Raw genomic sequence first — 23,922 nt, forward strand, 5'->3', positions numbered from 1 at the left:
CACCCCGGCACTGCGTGCCGACCCTCCGCCTCAAGGGGAGGGTGCGATCTTTACTCAGCAGCCGGCTTGAACTGCTCGGTTTCGGTCGATTCCTTCATCGCGGTCGTCGAGGACTGGCCGGCGGTGATGGCGAGCGAGACGGCGTCGAAGTAACCGGTGCCGACTTCGCGCTGGTGCTTGGTCGCGGTGTAACCATTGACCTCAGCCGCGAATTCCGCCTCCTGCAGCTCCGAATAGGCGGCCATCTGGCGATCCTTGTAGCCGCGCGCCAGTTCGAACATGCCGAAGTTCAGCTGGTGGAAGCCGGCAAGCGTGATGAACTGGAACTTGTAGCCCATGGCACCGAGTTCCCGCTGGAACTTCGCGATCGTGGCGTCGTCCAGGTTCTTCTTCCAGTTGAACGAAGGCGAGCAGTTATAGGCGAGCTTCTTGCCCGGATGGACCTTGTGCACGGCCTCTGCGAACTTGCGGGCCTGTTCGAGATCCGGCTTGCCGGTCTCCATCCAGATCATGTCGCAATAGGGCGCATAGGCGATTGCACGGGCAATGCAGGGTTCGATGCCGTTCTTCACCTGATAGAAACCCTCCGCCGTGCGGCCGGCATCATAGTCGACGAAGGGCTGGTCGCGCTCATCGATGTCGGAGGTCAGAAGCTTGGCAGCTTCCGCATCGGTCCGGGCAACGATCAGCGTCGGGACCCCCATGATGTCTGCGGCGAGACGGGCAGCCGTCAGGTTGCGGATATGGGCAGCGGTCGGGATCAGAACCTTGCCGCCCAGATGGCCGCACTTCTTTTCCGATGCGAGCTGGTCCTCGAAGTGTACGCCCGCGGCGCCGGCTTCGATGAAGGCCTTCATGATCTCGAAGGCGTTCAACGGTCCGCCGAAGCCGGCTTCCGCGTCGGCGACGATCGGCGCGAACCAGGTGTCGACCGACAGGCCCTTGCCTTCCTGGGTTTCGATCTGGTCGGCGCGCTGCAGTGTGCGGTTGATGCGCTTGGCAAGCTCCGGAGCGGCATTCGCCGGATAGAGCGACTGGTCGGGATACATGGCCGAAGCCGTATTGGCGTCGGCTGCGACCTGCCAGCCGGACAGATAGATGGCCTTGAGGCCGGCGCGAACCATCTGCATGGCCTGATTGCCGGAGAGCGCGCCGAGTGCGTTGACGAAGGGCTCTTCGTTGATCAGCTGCCACAGGCGGTTGGCGCCCATTTCAGCGAGCGTATACTTGATCTCGACCGAGCCGCGCAGGCGCTGTACGTCGGCTGCAGTGTAGGGGCGATCAATGCCGTCATAGCGGCCCTTGGGGGCATTCGGAATAAGATTGTAAAATTCAGTCATGTCGGGTCTCCCTGTTCACTGCAGGAAGCGGAGGCAACCGGATTTCGGAGTGCTGCTTGGCCGCTTCTGATGTGACTAGATTTACACCGCACTGCAAAATACGACCAGAAAATTCGATAAAACAACGAGATGAAAGAGGTTAGGCTGTCTTGTCTTTGACAGAAGATCCATGTAAATTTGTAAAAGTAGTCAATGCGCCGGCGCGAGCCTGGCCCGTCTAATCTTGTAAAGGAGCTGTAAATTGGCAGAGCGCAAGATTTTTGCAGGCCCGCGCGTCCGTCGTATCAGAAACGGCCTTGGCCTCACCCAGACGGCCATGGCCGAGGCGCTGGAAATCTCGCCGTCCTATCTCAATCTCATCGAACGCAATCAGCGGCCGCTTACGGTCCAGCTGCTCTTGAAGCTGGCATCTGTTTACAAGGTCGATCTCGACGAGCTGCAGGGTGAGGCCGGTGGATCGACGAGCCAGCTGCGCGAGGTCTTTGCCGATCCCTTGCTGTCGGGCGAACTGCCCGGCGATCAGGAGCTGATCGAAGTGGCGGAAGCCGCGCCCAATGCTGCGAGCGGCATCGTCAAGCTCTACCGCGCCTATCGTGAGCAGGCGGCCCGCCTTTCCGACCTAGCCGATCTCTTGGCCCGAGAGGGACACGAAACCTCTCTGTCGGGGGCCCGCCTGCCGATCGATGAGGTGAGAGAAGTTTTCGAGCGTCGCCCCAACTATTTCGGGCGTCTCGATGAAGCCGCCGAGACCTTCCATGCGGGTCTGGGCCTCGCGCCCGGTGATGATCTCGCCGTTGCCCTCAAGGCCTGGCTGCGCTCCACCCATGGCATCGTGGTCCGTGCATTGCCGGTTCAGACCATGCCGTCGCTGCGCCGCCGATACGACCGCCATTCCATGCGTCTATTCCTCTCCGAGCGGCTGTCACCCTTCGACCAGTTGCGCGAAGTGGCGATGGAGGTCGTGCTGCTGGCGCTGAGCGACCTTGTCCAGGCGGAGCTCGATGCGCTGGAGCTGTCTTCCGGTGAGGCGCGCCGGATCGCCCGTTTCGAACTGGCGCGATACACGGCGCATGCGCTGATGATGCCCTACGGCGCCTTCCTCTCGGCCGCGTTCCGCGCCCGCTACGACATCGACGTGCTGCGTGCGCGTTTCAATGTGTCCTTCGAGCAGGCCGCCAACCGCCTGACCATGCTGCAGCGCCCGGGCGCGACAGGCGTGCCCTTCTTCATGATGGAAATCGACAATGCCGGAAACCGCTTCCGCCGCGCCGGTGCGACAGGCTTCCCGCAGGCGAAATTCGGCGGGGGCTGTCCAAAGCTCAATGTCCACGCTGCGTTTGCCCAGCCGGGGCAGGTGCTGGTCGAGCAGGTGGAGATGCCGGATGGCAGTGGCTTCGTGACGATTTCGCGCACACTCGAAGGTCCGCAGGCCGGTTTTGGCGAACGTATCAGACGCACGGCACTCTTGGTCGGCTGCGATGCCGCAAGCCGTGAAGAGGTGGCCTATGCCGCCGCCTTGCCCGATCGTTCGCAGCCGGCAATCGCCATCGGCCCCGCCTGTCGGTTGTGCGAAAGGTCAGGCTGTCTGGCGCGCGCCGAGCCGCCGCTCACCCGTCCGCTTGGTCTCGACGAGATGGTCACGGGGCTCTCTGCCTTCGATTTCCAATGAAACTGATACACCCGATAAAGCATTCGCGACTGCGAAGAATTTCGCTTGTGGCTCGTCCAATTCCTTTCTAGTCTCTTAAAAAATAACGGGAATGGCATAGGGGGCTCTCCGCTCCCCAAGGCTGGAACAGGAGAAAAAATGAAGGCTCATTTCATTCGTACGGCGTCAGTGGCCCTGGCGACGATCTTCATCGCATCGGCTGTCCAGGCGCAGGAACGCGTCGTCAACGTCTACAATTGGTCCGACTATATCGACGAGTCCGTTCTTGCCGATTTCACCAAGGAAACCGGCATCAAGGTTGTCTACGACGTTTTCGATTCCAACGAATTGCTCGAGACCAAGCTGCTCGCCGGCGGCTCCGGTTACGATGTCGTTGTCCCGACGGCGCCGTTCCTGGCGCGCCAGATCCAGGCCGGCGTCTTCCAGAAGCTCGACAAGTCCAAGCTCACCAACCTGCAGAACCTCTGGCCGATGGTCTCCGAGCGCCTCGCAAAATACGACCCCGGCAACGAATATGCCGTGAATTACATGTGGGGCACGACCGGCATCGGTTACAATGTGGCCAAGGTCAAGGAAGCGCTCGGTGCCGACTTCACCGTCGATAGCTGGGATGCGATCTTCAAGCCGGAGAATGCCGAGAAGCTGAAGTCCTGCGGCGTCAACATCCTCGACGCGTCGGATGAGACCTTCGCGATCGCGATGAACTACATCGGCAAGGACCCGGACAGCAAGGAATCGGCTGACCTCGAGGCCGGCGGCGAAGTCTATATGAATATCCGCCCCTCGGTCCGCACCTTCAATTCCTCCGCCTATATCGATGACTTGGCGAATGGCGACATCTGCATGACGATCGGCTGGTCGGGCGATATTCTCCAGGCGAAGGCACGTGCGGAAGAGGCCAATAACGGTGTCGAGATCAACTACGTGATCCCGAAGGAAGGCACCTACATGTGGTTCGACAACATGGCGATCCCGGCAGATGCCAAGAATGTCGCCGAAGCCCACGAATTCATCAACTTCCTGATGCGCCCTGATATCATCGCCAAGGCGTCCAACTACGTCCAGTATGCCAATGGCAATCTGGCGTCGAAGGAGTTGCTTGATCCTGAGGTCAAGGACAATCCGGCCGTCTATCCGCCGGAAGAGGTCATGGCCAAGCTCTTCACGATTTCGCCTTACGGGCCGCGTGAACAACGCGTGCTGAACCGGGTCTGGACACAGATAAAGACCGGTCGCTGATGAAAGACCATTCGCCGGGCGCCACAAACGCCCGGCGAATTGCTTAGGTGTAGGGGCAACAAGCAGACGGCTGGGATCGGATAATGGCGAAGACACTGGGGCCTGTTAAGCGTAAATTTTCTCCTTGGACCGATCCGGATGCCGTTCCATTCATCCGTTTTGAAAACGTCACGAAGCGCTTCGGCGATTTCGTCGCCGTCGATGATCTCAGCCTCGATATCTATGAGCGCGAATTCTTCTCGCTGCTTGGCCCGTCCGGCTGCGGCAAGACCACGCTGATGCGCATGCTGGCCGGCTTCGAAGAGCCGACCTCCGGTCGCATCCTCCTGCAGGGACAGGACCTCTCAGGCGTGCCGCCCTACAAGCGCCCGACCAACATGATGTTCCAGTCTTACGCGCTCTTCCCGCATATGTCGGTGGAAAAGAACATCGCCTTCGGTCTCGAACAGGACAATCTGCCTAAGGGCGAGATCGAGGCCCGCGTCCAGGAAATGCTGAAGCTGGTCAAGCTCGACCAGTTTGCCAAGCGCAAGCCCAACCAGCTCTCCGGTGGTCAGCGCCAGCGTGTGGCACTCGCGCGCTCGCTCGCCAAGCGTCCGAAGGTCCTGCTGCTCGACGAACCGCTCGGCGCTCTCGATCGCAAGCTGCGCGAAGAAACCCAGTTCGAGCTCATGGACATTCAGACCAAGCTCGGCCTCACCTTTCTGATCGTCACCCACGACCAGGAAGAGGCGATGACTGTCTCGGACCGCATCGCGGTCATGGACAAGGGTATCCTCGTCCAGGTGGCGACGCCGGCCGAGATCTATGAGGCGCCGAATTCCCGCTACGTGGCGGACTTCATCGGTGACATCAACATTCTTGAGGCCAGGCTTGAATCCAAGGAAAGCCAGGGGACCGAAGACCTTGTCCGCATCGATAGCGATGGTGTGAAAATTACCGTCGAGCAGGCTTGCGAGGCGAACAAGGGCGACGCCGTCGCCTTTGCCATCCGTCCCGAAAAGGTGCGCATCTCCACCACCCAGCCGGAAGGTGCGGTGGCAAATGCTCTGCATGGCGAGGTCTGGGACATCGGCTATCTCGGCGATTTCTCGGTCTTCATCGTCCGCCTTGACGATGGCCGAATGTTCCGCGCCGCTCAGGCCAATGTCTCGCGTCTCGTCGATCGCCCGATCACCTTCGGCGACATGGTCTGGCTGTCCTGGTCGGCGGATGCCGGCCTTGTTTTGACACGCTGAGGGGGCAAGAATGGCCGATACCGTCGCTCCCTCGAAGCCAGGATTGGCCAAATGGCTGGTCGTCATCATTCCCTATCTGTGGATGGTGCTCTTCTTCCTGACGCCCTTCCTGATCATCGTGAAGATTTCGCTGTCCGACACGGCGATCGCCATGCCGCCCTATACGCCGGTCCTGGAAGGCTTCGCAGCGATCGGCGATTTCATCTCGCAGCTGGATTTCGAGAACTATGTCTTCCTTACGGAAGACTCTCTCTATTTCAACGCCTATGTTTCGTCGCTCCGCATCGCGCTGATCTCGACCTTTCTGCTGCTTCTGATCGGTTATCCCATGGCGCTTGCCATGGCGCGTGCTTCCGTCAGCATTCGCCCGACGCTTGTCATGCTGGTCATCCTGCCCTTCTGGACCTCGTTTCTGATCCGCGTCTATGCCTGGATCGGCATCCTGAAGCCGGAGGGGCTGCTGACCGTACTTCTGCAATCGCTCGGCCTGATGGACGAAGGCAGCCAGGTCCAGATCTTCCGCACCGAGATCGCCGTGTTCATTGGCATCGTCTATTCCTATCTGCCCTTCATGGTGCTGCCGCTCTATGCTGCACTGGAAAAAATGGACGCTACGCTGCTCGAGGCTGCAAGCGATCTCGGTTGCCCACCCTGGAAGGCGTTCTGGAAAATCACCTTCCCCCTGTCGATCCCCGGCGTCGTCGCCGGCTCGATGATCTGCTTCATCCCGATTACGGGCGAATTCGTCATCCCCGATCTGCTTGGCGGTGCTGATACGCTGATGATCGGCAAGACGCTGTGGACCGAATTCTTCGGCAACCGCGACTGGCCGCTGGCTTCCGCCGTCGCAGTCCTGCTCCTGCTCATTCTGGTCGTGCCCATCGCGATCTTCCAGAACCAGCAGCAGAAAGTGTGAGGGCGCGACGATGAAACCCGCAAAATTCGATGCGACCATCCTCACGCTCGGCTTCGCGTTTCTCTACATCCCGATCCTGATCCTGGTGATCTACTCCTTCAACGAGTCGAAGCTGGTGACGGTCTGGGGCGGCTTTTCGCTCAAGTGGTATGGCGAGATGTGGCGCAATGCCGGCCTGATGAGCGCCGCCTGGGTCACGCTTCAGGTCGGTCTCTTGAGTGCCACGCTCGGGACGGTGCTCGGCACGCTCGCCGCCCTCACACTCGTTCGCTACACGCGCTTCAAGGGGCGCCTGCTGTTCTCCGGCATGGTCTATGCACCGCTGGTCATGCCCGAGGTGATCACCGGTCTGTCGCTCCTCCTTCTCTTCGTTGCGATCGGCGTTGATCGCGGCCTGATGACCGTCGTCATCGCCCACACGACCTTCACCATGTGTTATGTGGCAATCGTCGTGCAGTCGCGTCTCCTCACCTTCGACATGAGCCTGGAAGAGGCCGCACAGGACCTCGGCTGCCCGCCGGTCAAGACCTTCTTCAAGGTGACCCTGCCGCTGATCCTGCCCGCCGTCATCTCCGGCTGGATGCTCGCCTTCACGCTTTCGCTGGATGATCTCGTCATCGCAAGCTTCACCACCGGGCCGGGCGCCACGACGCTGCCGATCAAGATCTACTCGCAGGTTCGCCTCGGCGTAACGCCCGAGATCAACGCCATCTGCACCATCCTGATCGGCATCGTCACGATCGGCGTCATCATTGCCTCCATCGGGACGAAACAGCGTGAGCTCCAACGACAGCGCGACGAACATGTCGCCGCGCGAGGCACACTGGCATGACCGCTTAGAGGTTCTTCGTCAGCCCCGCGGCGGCATCAGGATATAGGTGACCAGCCAGATTGGCAGGATGACCACGGCTCCCATCAGCATGCGGGGTGCTGCCCAGGCGAAGGCCAAGACCATGCCATTGTGCAACTCGTCAGCCGTCACCCCCAGGAAGTCCATGACCGATCTCGGCGTTATGCCGAAGATGGACAACAGGCTGCCGGCCAGCAACGAGGCCAGAGCCAGTTTCAGAAAACCCGACAGCACTGTGTGCACCAGCCGTCCCCCAACCTGTGATTCGTCCATTCTAGTATTTGAGTTTTCGAATGGAACAGTCAGGCAGCGACGCTTTGAACCTTTATTGTCCTGGGGCGGGCCGCGCAGGGATGGGCGAAATGACGGGATCGCTCCAGGCGCCGCCAATGAAGAACCTGAGGGGAGGCTGGGTCTGGTCGCCCTTGCTGCCAGCCGAAAGCGCGCCCGTAAGCGCCAGTGCCTGCCGGCTGTAAGGGATGATCCCCGTCAGCTCGAGCATGTGCCGCTCACCGACGATTTGGGCCCGCTCGACCTCGGCCGACCCGTCCGAAAAGCGCACGGCAATGTCCAGCGTGCGGTAGTCGAAGCCCTCATTGCCCGTGGCGCTCAGCTGAAAATAGGCCCGGTCTGCCGCGAGCCGCCGCAAGCCGTCCGCGCTGAAGCCGGAAATGCTGCCATTGTCCGACGCGATTGTCAGCCTGCCGGACATGGCCTCGATATTGCGCTGCCAGCCGGTGCCGACCAATTTCGCATTGAAGCCGACGGATCCAGTCCCCTTGAGTGACGGGCCCCCATCGACCGAGAGCCGCGACATCAGGCCTCCGAGATCGACGCGGGTCATGTTGATCGCGACGTCTGCACCTTTGTCGAAACCTTCTCCGGTGCCGCTCAGCCGGGCGGCAATCGTGCCCCCGAGGAAGCGTGTGTCGGCAACCACCAGGTTCAGCGCGTCACCCCGACCGATCAGGCTTGCACCGAGGTCGGTCATGGGAAAGACGCCGAAAGCGGCCGTCGCCGCCGAAAGACGCAGGTCAATGTCGACCCAGCGGGTGAGACCGGGCAGGCGCACATTCGCCCGGTCGCCGACATTGATGGACAGGGCCTGAAGCAGATCGTCCAGTTGAAGATGGTCAATGGCAAGCGTACTGCTCAGCAAGGGCCGGTCGCCGGGACGGTTTCTGAGCGCAAGGATGCCATCCCCGCGACTGCCGTTGATCTCGAAGGCGAGGTTTTCGAAACGCCACTCGTCTTCGGCATGTGTCACCCGCGCCTTGATGGCGGCGGTATGCCAACGTTCGGTGCCGGCAAGGCGAAGGCCAAGGGCCGCAGCCGTCTTGGGAACGTCGGAGATGCGAAGATTGATGTCAGTGTTTTCGGCGCTCGCCTCACGCAGGCTGACGGTTCCCCGAACCTCTGCGCTCGACTCGGCAATGGTGGCGGAAGCATCAACCCTGCTCGCCGCTCCGCCGATCAGAACCAGCGGGGTCGGCGTCTGCAGCCTGACCGAAACCGGAGTATCGCCCAGTCGAAAGGTCCCCTGGCCGGACAGAGGTGCTGCAAGCCCCGGCCAATCGATGTTCGCATTGACGCCGCTTGCAATGAAAGATGCGCCGCTGGCGACATCGGTCAGCGTGACCTCGCCGTCGATAATGTCGACCGTTCCGATTTCTGCCTTGTCGGCGGCAATGTTCGTCTGCCCGCCCGACTTGGCGGCTACTGCCGCGCGGACGGCATCGCTCAATACGCCTTGATCGCTCCAGTCGAGCCCGCCATCGACGCCGCGCCAGACTTGGATACGCGGGCGCTCCAGGCGAAATGCGCTGAAGTCTGGCCGGCCGGCAAGCGCCGAGATAAGGCCGAAGCGCGCAGACAGTCGGTCAACCTGTCCGAGCGTCTCCGTCTCACCGTCGGTGACGCGCGTCACCTTGATGCCAGTCAAAGTGATTTCGGGCTGCGGCCAGAAGCCGATATCGGCAACGTCGTCGATCGTCACCTCGTGTCCGACCCAGGCCGCAATCGACGAGGCGATGGCAGATCGCACCACGGAACTCGACACGAGGTAGGGGGCGCTGAGCCGAAGGACGATCGATACGGTCAGGATGACAGCGGCGATCAGCAAGGCGAGCTTGATCATGCCCCTGCGGCGGCCACGTGGCCAGCGGGAGGAGGGGCGTGAAGGATGATCGCCACGTCCTGGATTGCGCATGCCCTGATGAAGGTCCTGAGGTTTCGTGAACTTCTGCGCGGATATAGGAATTTGCCCTCTGGTGCAAATGTCAGACCATATTCCAAGCCGCACGCGTCTGTATATTGCATTGCCGCATGCTATAGAAAGACCATGCGCTTGAGGAGGATCAGCATGACCGGACAAAAAGCCCTTTGGACACCGTCTGAAGATTTCAAGGCGAAACAGCCGCTTACCCTGTTCATGCAGTGGTGCGCCGATCGCCTTGGCCGGAGCTTTGCGGATTATGATGATTTTCATCGCTGGTCGATCGATGACCGCGCTGCGTTCTGGTCTGCCGTCTGGGACTATTGCGAGGTGATCGGCGAAAAGGGCGGTTTGGCGCTGTCCGACGGCGATGACATGCTCAACGCCCGCTTCTTTCCCGAAGCGCGACTGAATTTCGCCGAGAACCTGCTCGCCCATGCCGGCGAAGGCGATGCCCTGATCTTCCGGGGCGAGAACAAGGTCGCTGATCGGTGGTCCTGGTCGCGACTGGCTGCCACGGTGTCCCGTCTGCAACAGGCGCTTGCCGCCATGGGCATCGGTGAAGGTGACCGTGTGGCGGCCATGATGCCGAACATGCCGGAGACGGTCGCCCTGGTGCTGGCCGTCACCTCGCTCGGCGCGATCTGGTCCTCCTGCTCACCAGATTTCGGCGACCAGGGCGTGCTTGATCGTTTCGGCCAGATCGAGCCGAAGCTCTTCGTCGCCTGTGACGGCTATTGGTATAATGGCAAGCGACAGGACGTCTCCGACAAGATCGTCGCCGTCGCTGCCAAGCTCGATGTCCCCGTGCTCGTTATTCCCTATGCCGGGGACACGGCTGCGCTGATCGAGCGCTTGGCCGATGGCCGCAGTTTCGAACAGTTCATCACCGATTTCTCGGTTAAGGACATCGAATATCGCCGTCTGCCCTTCTCCCATCCGATCTACATTCTCTTCTCTTCCGGCACGACCGGCGTGCCGAAATGCATCGTTCATTCGGCCGGCGGCACGCTGCTGCAGCATCTGAAAGAGCATCGTTTCCATTGCGGGCTTGAGGCCGGTGAGCGGCTTTTCTACTTCACCACCTGCGGCTGGATGATGTGGAACTGGCTCGTCTCGGGCCTGGCATGCGGCGCGACCCTCTGCCTCTATGACGGCTCGCCCTTCTATCCCGATGGCAATGTCCTCTTCGACTATGCCGCGACCGAGAAATTCGCAATCTTCGGCACATCGGCCAAATACATCGATGCAGTCCGCAAGGGCGGCCTCGTGCCGAAGTCCTCGCATGATCTGTCGAGCCTGAGGCTGATGACTTCGACCGGCTCGCCGCTGTCGCCGGAGGGCTTCTCCTTTGTCTATGAGGGCATCAAGGATGACATCCAGCTTGCCTCCATTTCCGGCGGCACCGATATCGTGTCCTGCTTCGTACTCGGTAATCCGCTGAAGCCCGTCTGGCGCGGCGAAATCCAGGGGCCGGGCCTCGGCCTTGCGGTCGAAGTCTGGGATGATGACGGCAAGCCAGTCCGCGGCGAGAAGGGCGAACTGATCTGTGCCAAGGCCTTCCCGTCGATGCCGGTGATGTTCTGGAACGATCCCGACGGCGCCAAGTATCGCGCCGCTTACTTCGAACGCTTCGACAACACCTGGTGCCATGGCGACTTTGCCGAATGGACCGAGCATGACGGGATCGTCATCCACGGGCGGTCAGACGCGACCCTGAACCCCGGCGGTGTCCGGATCGGGACGGCCGAGATCTACAACCAGGTCGAAAAGCTCGACGAAGTGGTCGAGGCGATCTGCATCGGCCAGGACTGGGATGACGATGTCCGCGTCATCCTGTTCGTGCGCCTCGCGCCGGGCCTGTCCCTCACCGAGGAACTCGACAAGAAGATCAAGATGCAGATCCGCACCGGCGCCTCGCCGCGTCATGTCCCGGCCAAGATCATTCAGGTGGACGATATTCCCCGCACCAAGTCCGGCAAGATCGTCGAGCTTGCCGTGCGCGAGGTGGTCCATGGACGTCCCGTCAAGAACAAGGAAGCGCTCGCCAATCCGGAAGCGCTCGCCCTCTTCGCTGATCTGCCGCAACTACGGTCATGACGAAAAAGTGTCCTGAAACGCAGCAAAATCAGAGCAATACCTCAAATGTGGGGTAGCTTACAGCGCGGCCAGGTAAGGATCTCTTAACTGGCATTCGGCAAGACTAGGGGCAACTTGGAGATGCGCGATCAGACGCTGTGAGGCCTCAAGACAAGCCTCCGACAAAATGTCGATCGCTCGAGTACTCCGGTTCGACAGCATTGACTCAAGGGCGGCTTCGGCCGCCCTTTTTTTGTTCTGCGAAGCCGCTTCAACGCCTTTCGTCGAGCGATCGGGAAACCAGGATCACCGGGATCAGGCCGGCAGCAATGATGATGATCGCCGCCACCGAGGCATCCTGTGCCATGCCACGCGAGGCATCTTCATAGACCAGTGTGGCCAGCGTATTGAAGTTGAATGGCCTGAGCAGGATCGTTGCCGAGAGTTCCTTCAGCGTCTCGATGAAAACGAGCAGGGCCGCCGTCAGAACGGCCGGACGCAGATTGGGAAGCAGCACCTGGCGCAATGTCTGCAGGCCAGAGCGGCCGAGAGTCCGCGCCGCCATGTCGAGATGCGGCGAAAGCTTCTGGAAGCCCGCATCAACAGTGCCTTCCGCCATGGTCAGGAAGCGAACGGTATAGGCATAGACGATGGCAAAGCCGGTGCCCGACAGCATAAGGCCGGTCGATATGCCAAGGTTTACACGCAGCCAGCCGTCTACGGCATTGTCGAAACTCGCAAGCGGGATCAGGACGCCAATACCCAGCACCGTGCCGGGAATGCCATAACCGAGCGATGCCAGTCGGCCCGCACCCTTCGCCAGACGCGAACGGTCTGTCCGCGCGGCATAGGAGAGCACGAAGGCCAGGAAGACCGTGATCAGCGCAGCAGCCGAAGACACGAGCGTCGAGTTCCAGAGGGCATCAAGCAGACGGGGTTCGAGGAAATCGTCGAGACGACGGAGCGCAAACCTGCCGAGCACGAGGACCGGCACGGCAAAGCCGATAAGGATTGGGAGAAGGCAGAAGACCGTTGCGAGCCATGCCTTCAGGCCTTTGAGCCTGAGCCGTATGGCATCGGGAACGATGGCCGTGGTCTTGTGGCTGGTGAAGCGCTGCTGCCGGCGCGCCATCCGCTCGATGATCAGAAGACCCGCCACGATTACCAGCATGAAGCAGGCGATTTGCGCCGCGCCGGCGAGACTGCCGCGGTTGAGCCAGGTGTCGTAGACCGAGAAGGTCAGTGTCTGCACGCCGAGATATTCCACCGCGCCGATGTCGTTGAGCGTTTCCATCATGACAAGCGTCAGGCCGATCATGATCGCTGGGCGCGCCATCGGGACCTGGATGCGGGCAAACACCCTGAAGGGGCTGGAGCCAAGCGTGCGGGCGACATCGGCTGCCGCGCGCCCCTGCATCAGGAACATCGATCGGCAGGCGAGGTAGACGTAAGGGTAGAGCACTGCCGACATGACCAGCACGGCGCCCGACAGCGATTTCACATCGAAGAAACTGTATTCGCGCGACGACGTGAAGCCGAAGATTGCCCTGTAGGTCGTCTGCACTGGCCCCGTGAAATCCAGAAACTCCCCGAAGGCATAGGCAGCCAGATAGGAGGGAATGGCGAGCGGCAGAACAAGGGCCGGAGAGAGGAGGCGCCGCAGCGGGAACTCGCATGCCGTGACCAGCCATGCCGTGCCGACGCCGACGACCGCTGTCACGAGGCCGGTAAACAGCAGCAGCCAGAAGGTCCTGACGCCAGCGCGCGGGATGACATTCGTCATCATGTGCTGCCAGTTGTCTGGCTCGGCCGAGAAGCCGATGACGAAGATCGCCACAATCGGCATGAAAACGACCGCCGCGGCAATCAGCGCAGCAAACGTTGCCGATCCCATGCGTCTGCTGGCATGCGTGCCCTTGGGCGAAACGGAGTGGGCTGTGCCCGTGCGCGGCAATGTGGACAAACGGTCGGCCCTTGCGAATGCGGGAATGGCTTTCCTCTAGCGGAAAGCGAGGGCGATGAAAACCGGCCCGACTGTCGCGGCGTGGTCAGCGCCGCAGATGTATCAGACTTTCGCCGATCAATCGCAGCCCAAGTGCACCGATAACGGCGCCGGCGAGCCGGTCGACCCAGAGTTTTGCGTTGAGATAAGCGCGTTGCGAGCGCGGCACCGAGAAGGCGATGGCAACAATGGAATACCACCCGGCCTCGATTAGAAAGATCACCGGCGGCAGCGCAAGAACCACCATCAGTGGCGGGTTCTGCGGCATCAGGGCCGCAAAGATGCTGGCATAGACCACGGCGGTCTTCGGATTGCTGATCTGCGTAATAAAGCCGAGCGCCAGTGAGCGCGGTAGGGAAAGCATGCTCCGCCCGTCTGCCGATCCGACCGAGATCGGCGCAGTTGCGCCGCGCCAGATCATCACGCCGAGATAAATGAGATAGAGCCCGCCCGCGACCTTCAGAACCAGGTAGAGCCATTCCACCCGTTCGAGGAGGGCAATCAGACCCGCCAGCGCCAGCACCGCAAACAAAGCTCCGCCAAGCCCCATGCCGATGGCCGCCGCAAGTCCATGCAATCGCGTATTGGCAACCGAAATCCGCGACACGAGCACGAAGCTCGGCCCGGGGCTCATCGCGCCGACCGCAATGGCGGCAGCAATGCCGAGGAGAATACCGAATGCGGTCATGCCGTCCTCCCCGAACTCGCGGTCACTGCAACATGTCAGTCCGCCAAAACACGTGGCGACGGGAAGGTGACCTCGACCAGCGTACCCTCGTTCGGCGTCGACGAGATCGCAAACTGGGCCCGGTTGGCGTCGACCATGGCCTTGGTCAGCGGCAGGCCGAGACCGGTGCCGTCGCCGCGATTACGCGGCGTGCCGGTGGAAACCTGGCGGAAGGGCTTCATCGCCTGCTCGAGTTCGCTGCGCGACATGCCAATCCCGGTGTCCCGGATCCGAAGCACGACGCTGCCATTCGCCTCATAAGCTGTCGAAACGATGATTTGCCCGCCGGAGGGCGTGAAGCGGATGGCGTTCGCCAGGATGTTGAGCACGATCTGCTTGATCGATCGCCCGTCGGCCACGACATTCGGCACGGCCTGAGACAGAGCGGTACGGATGATCACCCGCTGGCCATTCGCCTGTGGCTGCACGATCGATACCGCCGCCTGCACGGCCTCGTTCAGACCCACAGAGGAGAAGTCCAGCTCCATCTCGCCCGCCTCGATCTTGGAAATGTCGAGGAGGTCGTTGACGATGTCGAGCACGTGCCGGCCTGAGCGCACGATGTCATGGGCATATTCGCCGTAGCGCGGATGACCGACGGGACCGAAATGCTCGTTGGCCATCATGTCGGCAAAGCCGATGATCGCGTTGAGCGGCGTGCGGATCTCGTGGCTGACGCGGGCAAGGAAGTCCGTCTTGTGGGCATTGGCCGTTTCCGCCGCGCGCTTTGCGTTGCGCAACTCTTCCTCGGTCCGCTTCCACTGCGTGATGTCGCGGATCACTGCGCAGTATCCGTTGGACGAATTGAGCTTCCCGATGGTCATGAACAGCGGCAGGAAGCCACCGGAGGCCTCGCGACCGATCACTTCGCGCCCGTCGTTGAGGACGCTGGCGACGCCGTGGCCGGAAAGCCCGCTCAGATAGTCGAGGATCGACTTCTGGCTCTCATGCGCAAACAGCATGACAAAGGGTTTGCCGCGCGTCTCCATGTCGTCGAAATTGAAGAGCGCGCTTGCCGCCCGGTTCATCGAACGGATGTCACCGTCGGAATCGAGGATCACCACGCCGTCGGTCGCGGTTTCCAGGATCGAACGCAGCTCGTCGACCTCGACCTTGAGGCGCGTGAGTTCGCCCGCCTGCGCCGGTGTCGCGGCCGGCGCAACCGTCTCCATCTCTGGCTCGGCTGGCACGTCCGGCCGGACCTGTTCCTCAGGCTGGGCGATCAGTGCCAGCATCAGGGCGGTGGTTTCCTCGAAGCGCACGGACTGCAGCCGTGCCGTGACCGGCAGCAGGCGATCGTCGGCGCAGAGCGCCACGACCTGGCCTGCCTCGTCACCAGGCTCTTCCAGATCACGACGCTGGATCAGCGTGTCGAGACCGCCGGCCTCGTCTAGTTCGTCGAGCGTCTTGTAGCCCGTCAGCGCGAAAAATTCCGGATTGGCGTGGATCAGCCGATCGCCGACATGCACCAGAAGCGCGACCGGCATCAGGTCGATGATATCGGCGGTCAGGCTGCGCTCGCGTTTTCCGGCCGGCCGATCCGTTGCGAAAGCTGGCAAGCTCGCTTCGGCAGGAGGCTCGGAAACGGGTGCGCTCGGCTCGGTCGGCGTGGCCGCGCTTGCAGGCTCCGGCTGGCTGGGCTCCGGCGTTTTCGGTGACGGCGTGGACGGCTGCTCCCGCAATACAGGCGGTTCGGAAGGTGCAAGCGACTGCTCTACCTTCGCCCTGAGGCTCAGCGGATCGAGCTTGCGGGCGATCTCCTGAAACGCGGCCTGTTCGCCAGGCGTCAGGCTGTCGCGCTGACGGACACGATGATCCTGCAGCTGCACGACCTTGTCCGGCAGACTGGGTTTGCGCGGCTCCATGATCCGCAGCACCGGTGGTTCGAATTCGACAGGGCGTGAGGGCGCAGGCTCCTCGGTGCCTTCGGCTTCCACGCTCGGCTGAACGTCGTCGACAACGTCGTTTTCATCATCCGCATCAATAAGGTCATCGAGGATTTGCTCGCCAGCTTCGCCTATCTGCTCTTCGACATAGTCTTCCGGCGGATGGATTTCGCCTTCGCTGAGTTCATGCAGAAACTCCGCGAGCTCCTCGTCCCGGTCGCTATGCATACCGGTCGGCAGTTCTTCGGGCGCATCGACGGTAGGCTGCTGCTCGACAAAGGTCATGCCGATCGCGTCCGGATCGTCCTGTGCGTCGGCAACCCTGACGATCCCGAAGCCGCGGAAACCGTCGAATTCGCGGTTGCGCGTATAGGTCGGCAGGGCCGCCAGATCGACCGGCACGACCAGCCGGGTTCCTTCGACGGGCCAGTAGATCGTCTTGCCGGACCATGTGTCGCGCTTCTTGAGAAGCTCGCCGATCTTGCCGTCCGGATCGAGGTTGAACAGGGCTGCGAGATCGGAGAAGGCCACGCCTTCGATATCGGCCGCACGCGGACCGACCGCCTGGGCGAATTCCGCCGAAACTTCGCTGAAGCGGCCCTCGGCATCGATCTTCCAGACGAAGCGTGTAGCACGCCGATCCTGACGAAACGCGAAGCCTTCGCCGTCGAGGTGTTCATCCGCGAGTTTGGTCGTCGGGGCGACGGTCGCCGCAGCGACGGTCTCAACGGGCTCAACAATTTCATTGGTCGCGGACATGTCCGCTGCCGCGATCACAGACAGTTCGTCCGACTGTTCGGTCGTCTCAGACGGAGCCTGATCCGGCTCGCTTGCGAGCGCATCTTCGGTCTCATCCGCGAGCGTCTCGACATCCGCCTCCACGGTTTCTTCCTGCTCGTCAAAGGCGTCGGTTTCCGGCTCGATCTCCTCGATATCTCCAAGGGCGGCAATCACGCTCTCGAAGGGGGCAGCAGGCGAGGGAAGTTCGGCCGGTTCTGCCATTGCCTCATCCGCCGAGATTGCGAAGTCTTCGGTCTCGGTCTCGGTCTCGGTCTCGGTCTCGTCTTCGACAGTGTCGTCGGCCCGGACAGGCTCAGCGATCGCGGTCGGCAGATCCTGTTCCTCGTCCTCCGCAAAATCGTCGCTCGGGTCCATCTGGCCGAGGATCGTCTCGACTGCGAACAGAAGATGCAGGGCCGGCGCGTCGGAGATCTTGCCGATGGCAGCCGGGAGATATCCCCGGCCCGTCGGGATCGGCCGTTTGACGAGCCTGTCTGCATCCGCCTCTACCAGGTTGATCAGCATGCGCGCCGTCTGCGGCGTGATGCCGAGGCCTGCGAAGCCGTCGGAGCTTGCAACGAGGCCGCCATCGCCATCGAGCACCGCCATATGCGTATCCGGATCGTCGAAGCCGCTCATCAGTTCCTGGGCGAGCTGCTTGTCCCCGGCCGCGCGCTTGAGTGCCGGCAGCGAGAGCAGGATCACCGGCTCACCCTTGCGAATCTCGATGCAGTCGGCAGAAGCCGTGATCGGCAGTTTCTGGAAGCCCGAGGTGATGCGCAGCATCAGGCTGCGGCTGTCACCGGGCGCTGACAGCTGGCGGGCGACCGTTTCGAGCTGCCGGAAGGTGATGTCGGAACGGTTAGGGCCTTCCTCGAGAAAGTCGTAGATCGAGTCGGCGCCAAAGAAGCGCGCACCGGCGCCGTTGCACCAGAGAACCCGCTCCAGTGCCGGCGCAAACAGCACGAGCGCCTCGCCCCGCGCCAGGCGCGGTCGGATGAGGTCGTGCACGGCGACATCGATGAATGGGTATTGAGCGGGCATTTCGGGACCTGTCGCTTCATGACCTGCAAGCAAATTAACAGATTTTTAATAGCTAGGCAGTGCCTTTGGGTCCAGAAAGTCGGCACCCTTTCGATTGATAAGGTTAATCCGCCGAGGTTTTCAACATGCAGAAAATCTAATTGTGCGCCGCACAATGATATTGCAATGCACAATATGAGGTGCTATATAGGGTTCATGAACGAAACGAAGGGGTCGCCGAGATCCCGCGACAAGAGGAAATGCATCATGAACACCAAGGATATCTTCTCTTTCTCCTCCTTCGACCCTTCGAAGATGCAGGAAAGCTTCCGTGACTTCGCCGAAAAGGGCGCCTTCCAGTCGAAGGAAGCCTATGCCAAGATGAAGTCTGCCACGGAAGAAGCCACGAAGACCGTGGAAGCGACTGTCCAGACGGCCCAGGCCGGCACCGTCGAACTCGGCCTCAAGGCCATCGACGCGATGCGCACCAATGCTGATCTCTCGCTCTCGCACATGGAAGCGCTGCTTGGCGTGAAGTCCATGGCTGAACTGGTCGAACTCCAGACCGCCTTCATCCGCAAGCAGGCTGAAGTGACGATCGAACAGGCCAAGTCGATCCAGGAAACCGCCAAGAAGGTTGCCGAAACGATGACCAAGCCGGGCAAGGAAGCTGCCGAAAAGGTCATGTCCTCGCTCAAGGTCGCCTGATCGACCGCGTTTGCTAAAAATCCTCCCAAGGATCTTGAGGCCGGGCACAGCGCCCGGCCTTTTTCATTTCCAGAGCCTTTTCACGCAATGCGCAGAAAGGGCTTGAAAAAAAATCCATCTGCTCGTATGTGACCCCTCGACGGCGTCAGCGACGCGGTCATGTGCGGTTGTAGCTCAGTTGGTTAGAGCGCAGGTTTGTGGCACCTGAGGTCGGAGGTTCGAGACCCCCCAACCGTACCATTTTCTCCACATCTCGATCTGGTATCTGCTCCTGAGAGACGCATTGCGTCTTGGCGCGATCCAGCATCGCTCAAATGCGATCGATTCCGTTTACCCGAATGAAAGGCCTCTGACACTTGGTCCTTTCGCCGGCCGCGACTTCCTGCTCTGGTCCTCTGTGTCTGAATGGAGGTCCTTGATGGAACGACGGAATGAGATGCGGCGGTGCTGCGAACTGAGTTCGCTGGTGCTGATGTTCGGCTGCCACTTCCGCGCCTTCATTTCCGACTGGAGCCCAAAGGGGCTGAGACTGGAGCTGAAAGACGGACTGATGCTCGGCGATCACGAGGCCTTCGTCCTGCATTCCGAGCGCTTCGGCGTGTTGCACGCGCAGGTGATCTGGCGGCGGGACGAGGAGGTCGGGGCTCGTATCCGCAACTGGCGAACGGCGGCGGTGGCCGACCGGCATCATTTCATGGGCCTTCACGACTGGGCCGCTCTGCCTGTCCATCCGCATTGATCCGGTCATGAAAAACCCCGCCATGCTGACATGACGGGGTTTCCGAAGATGCGCAGGCGCTCTCAGGGCTCAGACGCGAGTGACTTCCTTCACCCAGCCATTGACGTCAGCGACGGAGCCGCGCTGGATGCCGGTCAGCTGGTTGCGCAGCTTCTCGGTTTCGATGCCCGTGCCGGCATTGCCGATGACGAATTCGCCGCCGGGATGACGCACGGTGCCGATCGCAGCAACGACCGCGGCCGTGCCGCAGGCAAAGGCCTCGCGCAGCTTGCCGCTGCGGGCATCCGCCATCCATTCATCGAAGGAATAGGGACGTTCCACGACCTTCAAACCATTCTCGTTGGCGAGCTTGATGATCGAGGCGCGCGTAATGCCCGGCAGGATCGTGCCCGAGAGCGGTGGCGTGACGACGGTGTTGTCGTCCATGACGAAGAAGACGTTCATGCCGCCCAGTTCCTCGATCCACTTGTGTTCGGCGGCATCGAGGAAGACGACCTGGTCGCAGCCACGGCTTGCGGCTTCCTTCTGGGCGAGAAGGCTGGCCGCATAATTGCCGCCGCACTTGGCAGCACCCGTGCCGCCGGGCGCTGCGCGTGTGTAATGCTCGCTGACCCAGAGCGTGACCGGCTTGCTGCCGCCCTTGAAATAGGGGCCGACGGGCGAAGCGATGACGCAGAAGATGTATTCGCGCGAAGGGCGAACGCCGAGGAAGGCTTCGCTGGCAAACATGAAGGGGCGCAGATAGAGGCTGCCTTCGCCTTCCGGAACCCATTTGGCATCGATCTTCACCAGTTCTTCGACCGCCTTCAGGAAAAGCTCTTCCGGCACGTCGGGCATCGCCATGCGCTCGGCCGACTTGTTGAAGCGGCGGGCATTCTCTTCCGGACGGAAGAGCGTGATGCGGCCATCCGCACCCTTATAGGCTTTCATGCCTTCGAAGATTTCCTGCGCATAGTGCAGAACGCTTGCCGCCGGATCGATCTGGAACGGCTTGCGGGCCGAAACCTCCGGGCTGTGCCAGCCCTTGTCGACATGCCAGTGCACCACCGCCATGTGGTCGGTGAACAGTGTTCCAAAGCCAAGGTTTTCGAAAGCCGCGAGCCGCTCGGCTTCCGGCATGGGCGAGGCATTCGGAACGATCTTGAAGTCGAGAAGTGCGGGATTCGTGGTCATGGAGAGCCTGTGCCTGAGCTGTTCACGGTTGCGCTGGCCACGCCGACGGAGCGGTCGCAGCCGGTGCCGTCGTTTGTGCGGTTTGATCCCGGTTTGTCAACAGAAACCGTGCTATCGCGATGCAGCAAAACGCTTGGTCTGCAGGGCCAAAGGCGGTTCAGCCCGTCACGAGCCCGAACAGGAACCAGAAGCCCGCAAGCGAGATGGCGGCTCCCAGCGCCTGCACCAGCCGCCCGCCGCCGATCGGCTTTAAGGCGGCTCCAATCGCAATACCGATTACATGGATCACGCCGGTTGAAACCACGAAGCCGACGGTGAAGGCCGCGGGATCGCTGGCGCGGGGTGCCAGCACCCCATGCGGGTAGCCATGCATCAGCGCAAAGGCTGCAATCAGCGCCAGCGCCACCCATTCCGGCGCCCGCCAGGCGGCTGCGATCGCGCCGCCAAGCACAATGACCGACAAGGCGATCCCGTATTCGATCGGTTGGCCGGGCAAAATGCCGGTCATGCCGATCAGTCCGCCGATGCACATGATCATCGGGAAGGTCGCCGGCAGCGTCCAGACCGATCGCCCGCCCATCTGCGCGCCCCAGAGGCCAACGGCCAGCATGGCAAGCAGATGGTCGAAACCGGCCAGCGGATGGCCGAAGCCCGACCCGAAACCGCCGAGTGGTCCGTCCATCACATGGGCGCTCGCCGGCAGTGCCGAAAGGAGTGCAAACAGAAAGACGGGAAGGCCGAGATGAAGCAAGGGCTGGCGCATGTCAGTATCCATGGGTGATCAGATCGGCGCAGTCTAGCTGCGTCGTTCATGACGGAAAAGCGTCCTCAAAACGCACACCGTTCATCGGCCTACCGCGTCAGCTAAAGATCGCGCGATCTTCGTCCACCGCATCCTGCAGGAATTGCACCACCGCCCGAACGCGCACCAGTTCGCGCGCACTTTCGTGGAATGTCGTCCAATAGGCCCGCCGAATGGTGACCTCGGGCAGGACACGTACGAGGTCGTCATGCTGCCGGGCGATGTAGCTATGCAGGATGCCGATGCCCGCACCCGCAAGAACCGCCTCCGTCTGGCCAATCGCCGAGGAGATCTCGAAGCCGGCATTCCAGTCGCGCATCACCTCGCCGGTGAAATTCAGCGAAGGGGTGAAGATCAGGTCCTCCACATAGCCGATCCGGCGATGGGCCTTGAGGTCTTCGGCAGATGCCGGCAGGCCGTTCGCTTCGGCATAACCCTTCGAAGCATAGAGGCCGAGCGTATAGTCGACGAGCTTCGACGAAACGAGCCGTCCCTGATCCGGCCGCTCCAGCGTCACGGCAATATCCGCCTCGCGCTGTGACAGCGAAAAGGAGCGGGGCACAGGCACGAGTTGGATCTTCAGTTCCGGGTGTCTCTCAATGAGCGTACCGAGCCGGGAGGCAAGGAAGAAGACGCCGAAACCATCGGGCGCGCCGATCCGCACGGTGCCGGCCACCTGGGTGTCGGTCCGCCCGAGCCTGGCCTGAACCTCCAGCATTTCGGTTTCCATGCGCTCGGCAGATCCGAGAAAGGCCTCGCCCTCGGCGGTCAGTTCGCAGCCATTCGTGCGGCGGATAAAGAGCCGCGTCTTCAGCGCCGTTTCCAGCGCCGTCAGCCGGCGCGAAAGCGTGGCGTGGTTCAGGCCAAGACGTCTTGAGGCGGCAAGAATCTGGCCCGTGCGGGCGACGGCCAGAAAGATGCGAACGTCATCCCAGTTCATGCCAAGGCCTCCCCCGTTCCGCCGGTCCTTGCATCATGTCTCGAAGCCATGTGCGCCGGGGCTCAGGCCCAGCATGTCCATCCGTCGATCGAAGTCGCCTGCAATATCCGAGAGCTTGAGCGTTGCAAAACGCGAAAGCAACAGCGCCTCGGCCTCCCGCCGTGCATCCTCAAGTGCTTCGTTGACCGATATCTCGACGAGACAACCCGCGTGGTGCGACGCGCTGACGAGGCAGAACAGTTCTGGCCGCTCGAGCGCTTCATAAACATCGAGCAGGCTGATCTGGTCCAGGCTCTTGCTGAGCGTCCACCCGCCGCCATGTCCTTTCTCGGATTGCACATAGCCGCGTTCGCGCAAGCCCGCCATCGTGCGGCGCACGACCACCGGATTGGTGTTCAACATCCTGGCGATCAGTTCGGAGGTCGCAGGCTCGCTGCGCCGTCCGAGATGAATCAGCACATGCAGCATGCGGGACAGGCGGCTATCCCCGCGCATCGGTCTCTCCTTGGTTTTCTCTCCAACACCGGTAACCCATGCCACTTCTTGCAACAAGTCGAGTTACATCACTTGACAGGGCTTCATCACGTAACTTAACAAGATACATAACTTTAAAAGTTACATGATGGAGTGTCCGATGAAATATGATGCAGTTGTTGTGGGTGGGAGTTTCGCGGGTCTCTCGGCCGCCATGCAGCTCACCCGGGCGCGCCGGCGCGTCTTGCTGGTCGATGCCGGCAAGCCGCGCAACCGTTTTGCAGAAGCCTCCCATGGCTTTCTGGGGCAGGATGGCGTCGCTCCCGCAGACATTTTTCAGATCGGCCTACAGCAGCTTGCGCGCTATCCCAACTTCACTTTGCTGGAAGGGCAGGCGGCCTTCGCCGAGCGATGCCTGGGCGGCTTCAGGCTGGCTATGGCTGACGGCGCAGTGATCGAGGCATCCGTCCTTGTCTTGGCCCTTGGCGTGACCGACACCCTGCCATCCATTCCCGGACTTGCCGAACGTTGGGGCCGCACGGTCCTGCATTGCCCCTATTGCCACGGCTACGAGATCGGTGGCGGTCCGATCGGCATCCTCGCCTCGTCGCCGCTTGCAGCCCATCAGGGCAGCATGCTGCCGGATTGGGGCCGGACGACCATGTTCGTTGAACCCGGCATTACCTTCGACGAGGAGCAGCACGCCATGCTGCTTGCCCGAGGCGTAGTGATGGAGACCGAGCGCGTGGTGGAGCTGATCGGTGAAGGCGAGCGGCTGGAGGCTGTTCGTCTGGCAGACGGCAGAGTGGTTGAGATTCATGCCCTGTTCGCTCAGTCGAAGGTTTCGATCTCGTCGCCCTTGGCGTCGCAATTCGGCCTGGAGCTCGAAGAAGGGCCGCAGGGTCTGCACATCAAAGTCCAGATGGGCGTGACCAGCCAGCCGGGTGTCTTCGCTGCCGGCGATGCGGCCAGTCCGATGCACAACGCGACGCTGGCCAGTGCCTCCGGCGTCATGGCCGGGATCGCCGCCCATCGCGCCCTGATCGAAGCCTCGCTCTGGCCATGAGAAGTATGGCGGCTTTAATTTTTGCACAACAGATGCGTAAATCATCGCGTTGAATT

At 61.5% G+C, this 23,922-nt stretch carries 19 protein-coding genes and 1 tRNA gene; 10 read left to right on the forward strand and 10 right to left on the reverse strand.

Annotation, left to right across the window (positions count from 1 at the left end):
* Window positions 1-50 precede the first annotated feature (50 nt).
* Window positions 51-1,340 (reverse strand): isocitrate lyase, encoded by a 1,290-nt coding sequence (aceA, locus tag ACQKP1_RS03360; protein WP_006726416.1) that lies wholly within the window; start codon window positions 1,338-1,340, stop codon window positions 51-53.
* 241 nt (window positions 1,341-1,581) lie between these two features.
* Between aceA and ACQKP1_RS03365 the strand changes: the two genes are divergently transcribed.
* From ACQKP1_RS03365 to ACQKP1_RS03385, 5 genes are all read left to right on the forward strand, one after another.
* Window positions 1,582-3,009 (forward strand): helix-turn-helix domain-containing protein, encoded by a 1,428-nt coding sequence (locus tag ACQKP1_RS03365; protein WP_427274182.1) that lies wholly within the window; start codon window positions 1,582-1,584, stop codon window positions 3,007-3,009.
* Between the two features lie 138 nt (window positions 3,010-3,147).
* Complete coding sequence (locus ACQKP1_RS03370; protein ID WP_427274183.1) at window positions 3,148-4,248, forward strand: polyamine ABC transporter substrate-binding protein; 1,101 nt, start codon at window positions 3,148-3,150, stop codon at window positions 4,246-4,248.
* A gap of 83 nt (window positions 4,249-4,331) precedes the next feature.
* Window positions 4,332-5,486, forward strand: a complete 1,155-nt coding sequence (locus ACQKP1_RS03375; protein WP_427274184.1) for an ABC transporter ATP-binding protein — start codon at window positions 4,332-4,334, stop codon at window positions 5,484-5,486.
* Between the two features lie 10 nt (window positions 5,487-5,496).
* The gene (locus ACQKP1_RS03380) at window positions 5,497-6,402 is read left to right on the forward strand and encodes an ABC transporter permease subunit (protein ID WP_427274185.1); all 906 of its coding nucleotides are present in this window, start codon (window positions 5,497-5,499) and stop codon (window positions 6,400-6,402) included.
* A 10-nt stretch (window positions 6,403-6,412) separates the two neighbouring features.
* On the forward strand, window positions 6,413-7,234 hold the full coding sequence (locus ACQKP1_RS03385) for an ABC transporter permease (protein ID WP_427274186.1): 822 nt from the start codon (window positions 6,413-6,415) through the stop codon (window positions 7,232-7,234).
* 18 nt (window positions 7,235-7,252) lie between these two features.
* Here ACQKP1_RS03385 and ACQKP1_RS03390 read toward each other — a convergent pair whose 3' ends face one another.
* Window positions 7,253-7,495, reverse strand: coding sequence for a DUF6460 domain-containing protein (locus ACQKP1_RS03390; protein ID WP_427274187.1), 243 nt, complete (start codon window positions 7,493-7,495; stop codon window positions 7,253-7,255).
* Window positions 7,496-7,577: 82 nt separating this feature from the next.
* On the reverse strand, window positions 7,578-9,461 hold the full coding sequence (locus tag ACQKP1_RS03395; protein WP_427274188.1) for an AsmA family protein: 1,884 nt from the start codon (window positions 9,459-9,461) through the stop codon (window positions 7,578-7,580).
* Between the two features lie 222 nt (window positions 9,462-9,683).
* Between ACQKP1_RS03395 and ACQKP1_RS03400 the strand changes: the two genes are divergently transcribed.
* Window positions 9,684-11,567 (forward strand): acetoacetate--CoA ligase, encoded by a 1,884-nt coding sequence (locus tag ACQKP1_RS03400; RefSeq protein WP_427276387.1) that lies wholly within the window; start codon window positions 9,684-9,686, stop codon window positions 11,565-11,567.
* A gap of 250 nt (window positions 11,568-11,817) precedes the next feature.
* Here ACQKP1_RS03400 and ACQKP1_RS03405 read toward each other — a convergent pair whose 3' ends face one another.
* The 3 genes from ACQKP1_RS03405 to ACQKP1_RS03415 form a co-directional block, all read right to left on the reverse strand.
* Window positions 11,818-13,440: an ABC transporter permease gene (locus ACQKP1_RS03405; RefSeq protein ID WP_427274189.1), complete on the reverse strand. Its 1,623-nt coding sequence runs from the start codon at window positions 13,438-13,440 to the stop codon at window positions 11,818-11,820.
* A 154-nt stretch (window positions 13,441-13,594) separates the two neighbouring features.
* Entirely contained in the window at window positions 13,595-14,236 is a 642-nt protein-coding gene (locus ACQKP1_RS03410; RefSeq protein WP_427274190.1) for a LysE family translocator, read from the reverse strand.
* A 35-nt stretch (window positions 14,237-14,271) separates the two neighbouring features.
* Window positions 14,272-17,985, reverse strand: a complete 3,714-nt coding sequence (locus ACQKP1_RS03415) for an ATP-binding protein (RefSeq protein ID WP_427274191.1) — start codon at window positions 17,983-17,985, stop codon at window positions 14,272-14,274.
* A gap of 246 nt (window positions 17,986-18,231) precedes the next feature.
* Here ACQKP1_RS03415 and ACQKP1_RS03420 point away from each other — a divergent pair, with 246 nt between their 5' ends.
* The 3 genes from ACQKP1_RS03420 to ACQKP1_RS03430 all read left to right on the forward strand — a co-directional run bounded on the left by ACQKP1_RS03420 (window position 18,232) and on the right by ACQKP1_RS03430 (window position 19,411).
* Window positions 18,232-18,672, forward strand: coding sequence for a phasin (locus ACQKP1_RS03420; RefSeq protein ID WP_203012807.1), 441 nt, complete (start codon window positions 18,232-18,234; stop codon window positions 18,670-18,672).
* Between the two features lie 163 nt (window positions 18,673-18,835).
* Window positions 18,836-18,912 (forward strand) — tRNA-His (locus tag ACQKP1_RS03425).
* A 178-nt stretch (window positions 18,913-19,090) separates the two neighbouring features.
* A complete protein-coding gene (locus ACQKP1_RS03430) occupies window positions 19,091-19,411 on the forward strand; it encodes a PilZ domain-containing protein (protein ID WP_203012808.1) in 321 nt (106 codons plus the stop codon).
* A gap of 69 nt (window positions 19,412-19,480) precedes the next feature.
* On the opposite strand, the gene ACQKP1_RS03435 is transcribed toward ACQKP1_RS03430, so the two are convergent.
* The 4 genes from ACQKP1_RS03435 to ACQKP1_RS03450 form a co-directional block, all read right to left on the reverse strand.
* Window positions 19,481-20,584 (reverse strand): branched-chain amino acid aminotransferase, encoded by a 1,104-nt coding sequence (locus ACQKP1_RS03435; protein WP_427274192.1) that lies wholly within the window; start codon window positions 20,582-20,584, stop codon window positions 19,481-19,483.
* A 157-nt stretch (window positions 20,585-20,741) separates the two neighbouring features.
* Window positions 20,742-21,347 carry a HupE/UreJ family protein gene (locus ACQKP1_RS03440; RefSeq protein WP_427274193.1) on the reverse strand — a complete coding sequence of 202 codons (606 nt, stop codon included), beginning with the start codon at window positions 21,345-21,347 and terminating at the stop codon, window positions 20,742-20,744.
* A gap of 97 nt (window positions 21,348-21,444) precedes the next feature.
* The gene (locus ACQKP1_RS03445; RefSeq protein ID WP_427274194.1) at window positions 21,445-22,326 is read right to left on the reverse strand and encodes a LysR family transcriptional regulator; all 882 of its coding nucleotides are present in this window, start codon (window positions 22,324-22,326) and stop codon (window positions 21,445-21,447) included.
* Window positions 22,327-22,359: 33 nt separating this feature from the next.
* Window positions 22,360-22,821: an Rrf2 family transcriptional regulator gene (locus tag ACQKP1_RS03450; RefSeq protein WP_427274195.1), complete on the reverse strand. Its 462-nt coding sequence runs from the start codon at window positions 22,819-22,821 to the stop codon at window positions 22,360-22,362.
* 139 nt (window positions 22,822-22,960) lie between these two features.
* Here ACQKP1_RS03450 and ACQKP1_RS03455 point away from each other — a divergent pair, with 139 nt between their 5' ends.
* Window positions 22,961-23,866 (forward strand): NAD(P)/FAD-dependent oxidoreductase, encoded by a 906-nt coding sequence (locus tag ACQKP1_RS03455; RefSeq protein WP_427274196.1) that lies wholly within the window; start codon window positions 22,961-22,963, stop codon window positions 23,864-23,866.
* Window positions 23,867-23,922 lie beyond the last annotated feature (56 nt).

This window comes from Allorhizobium sp. NPDC080224, assembly GCF_050281005.1.
Classification (GTDB): Bacteria; Pseudomonadota; Alphaproteobacteria; order Rhizobiales; family Rhizobiaceae; genus Allorhizobium.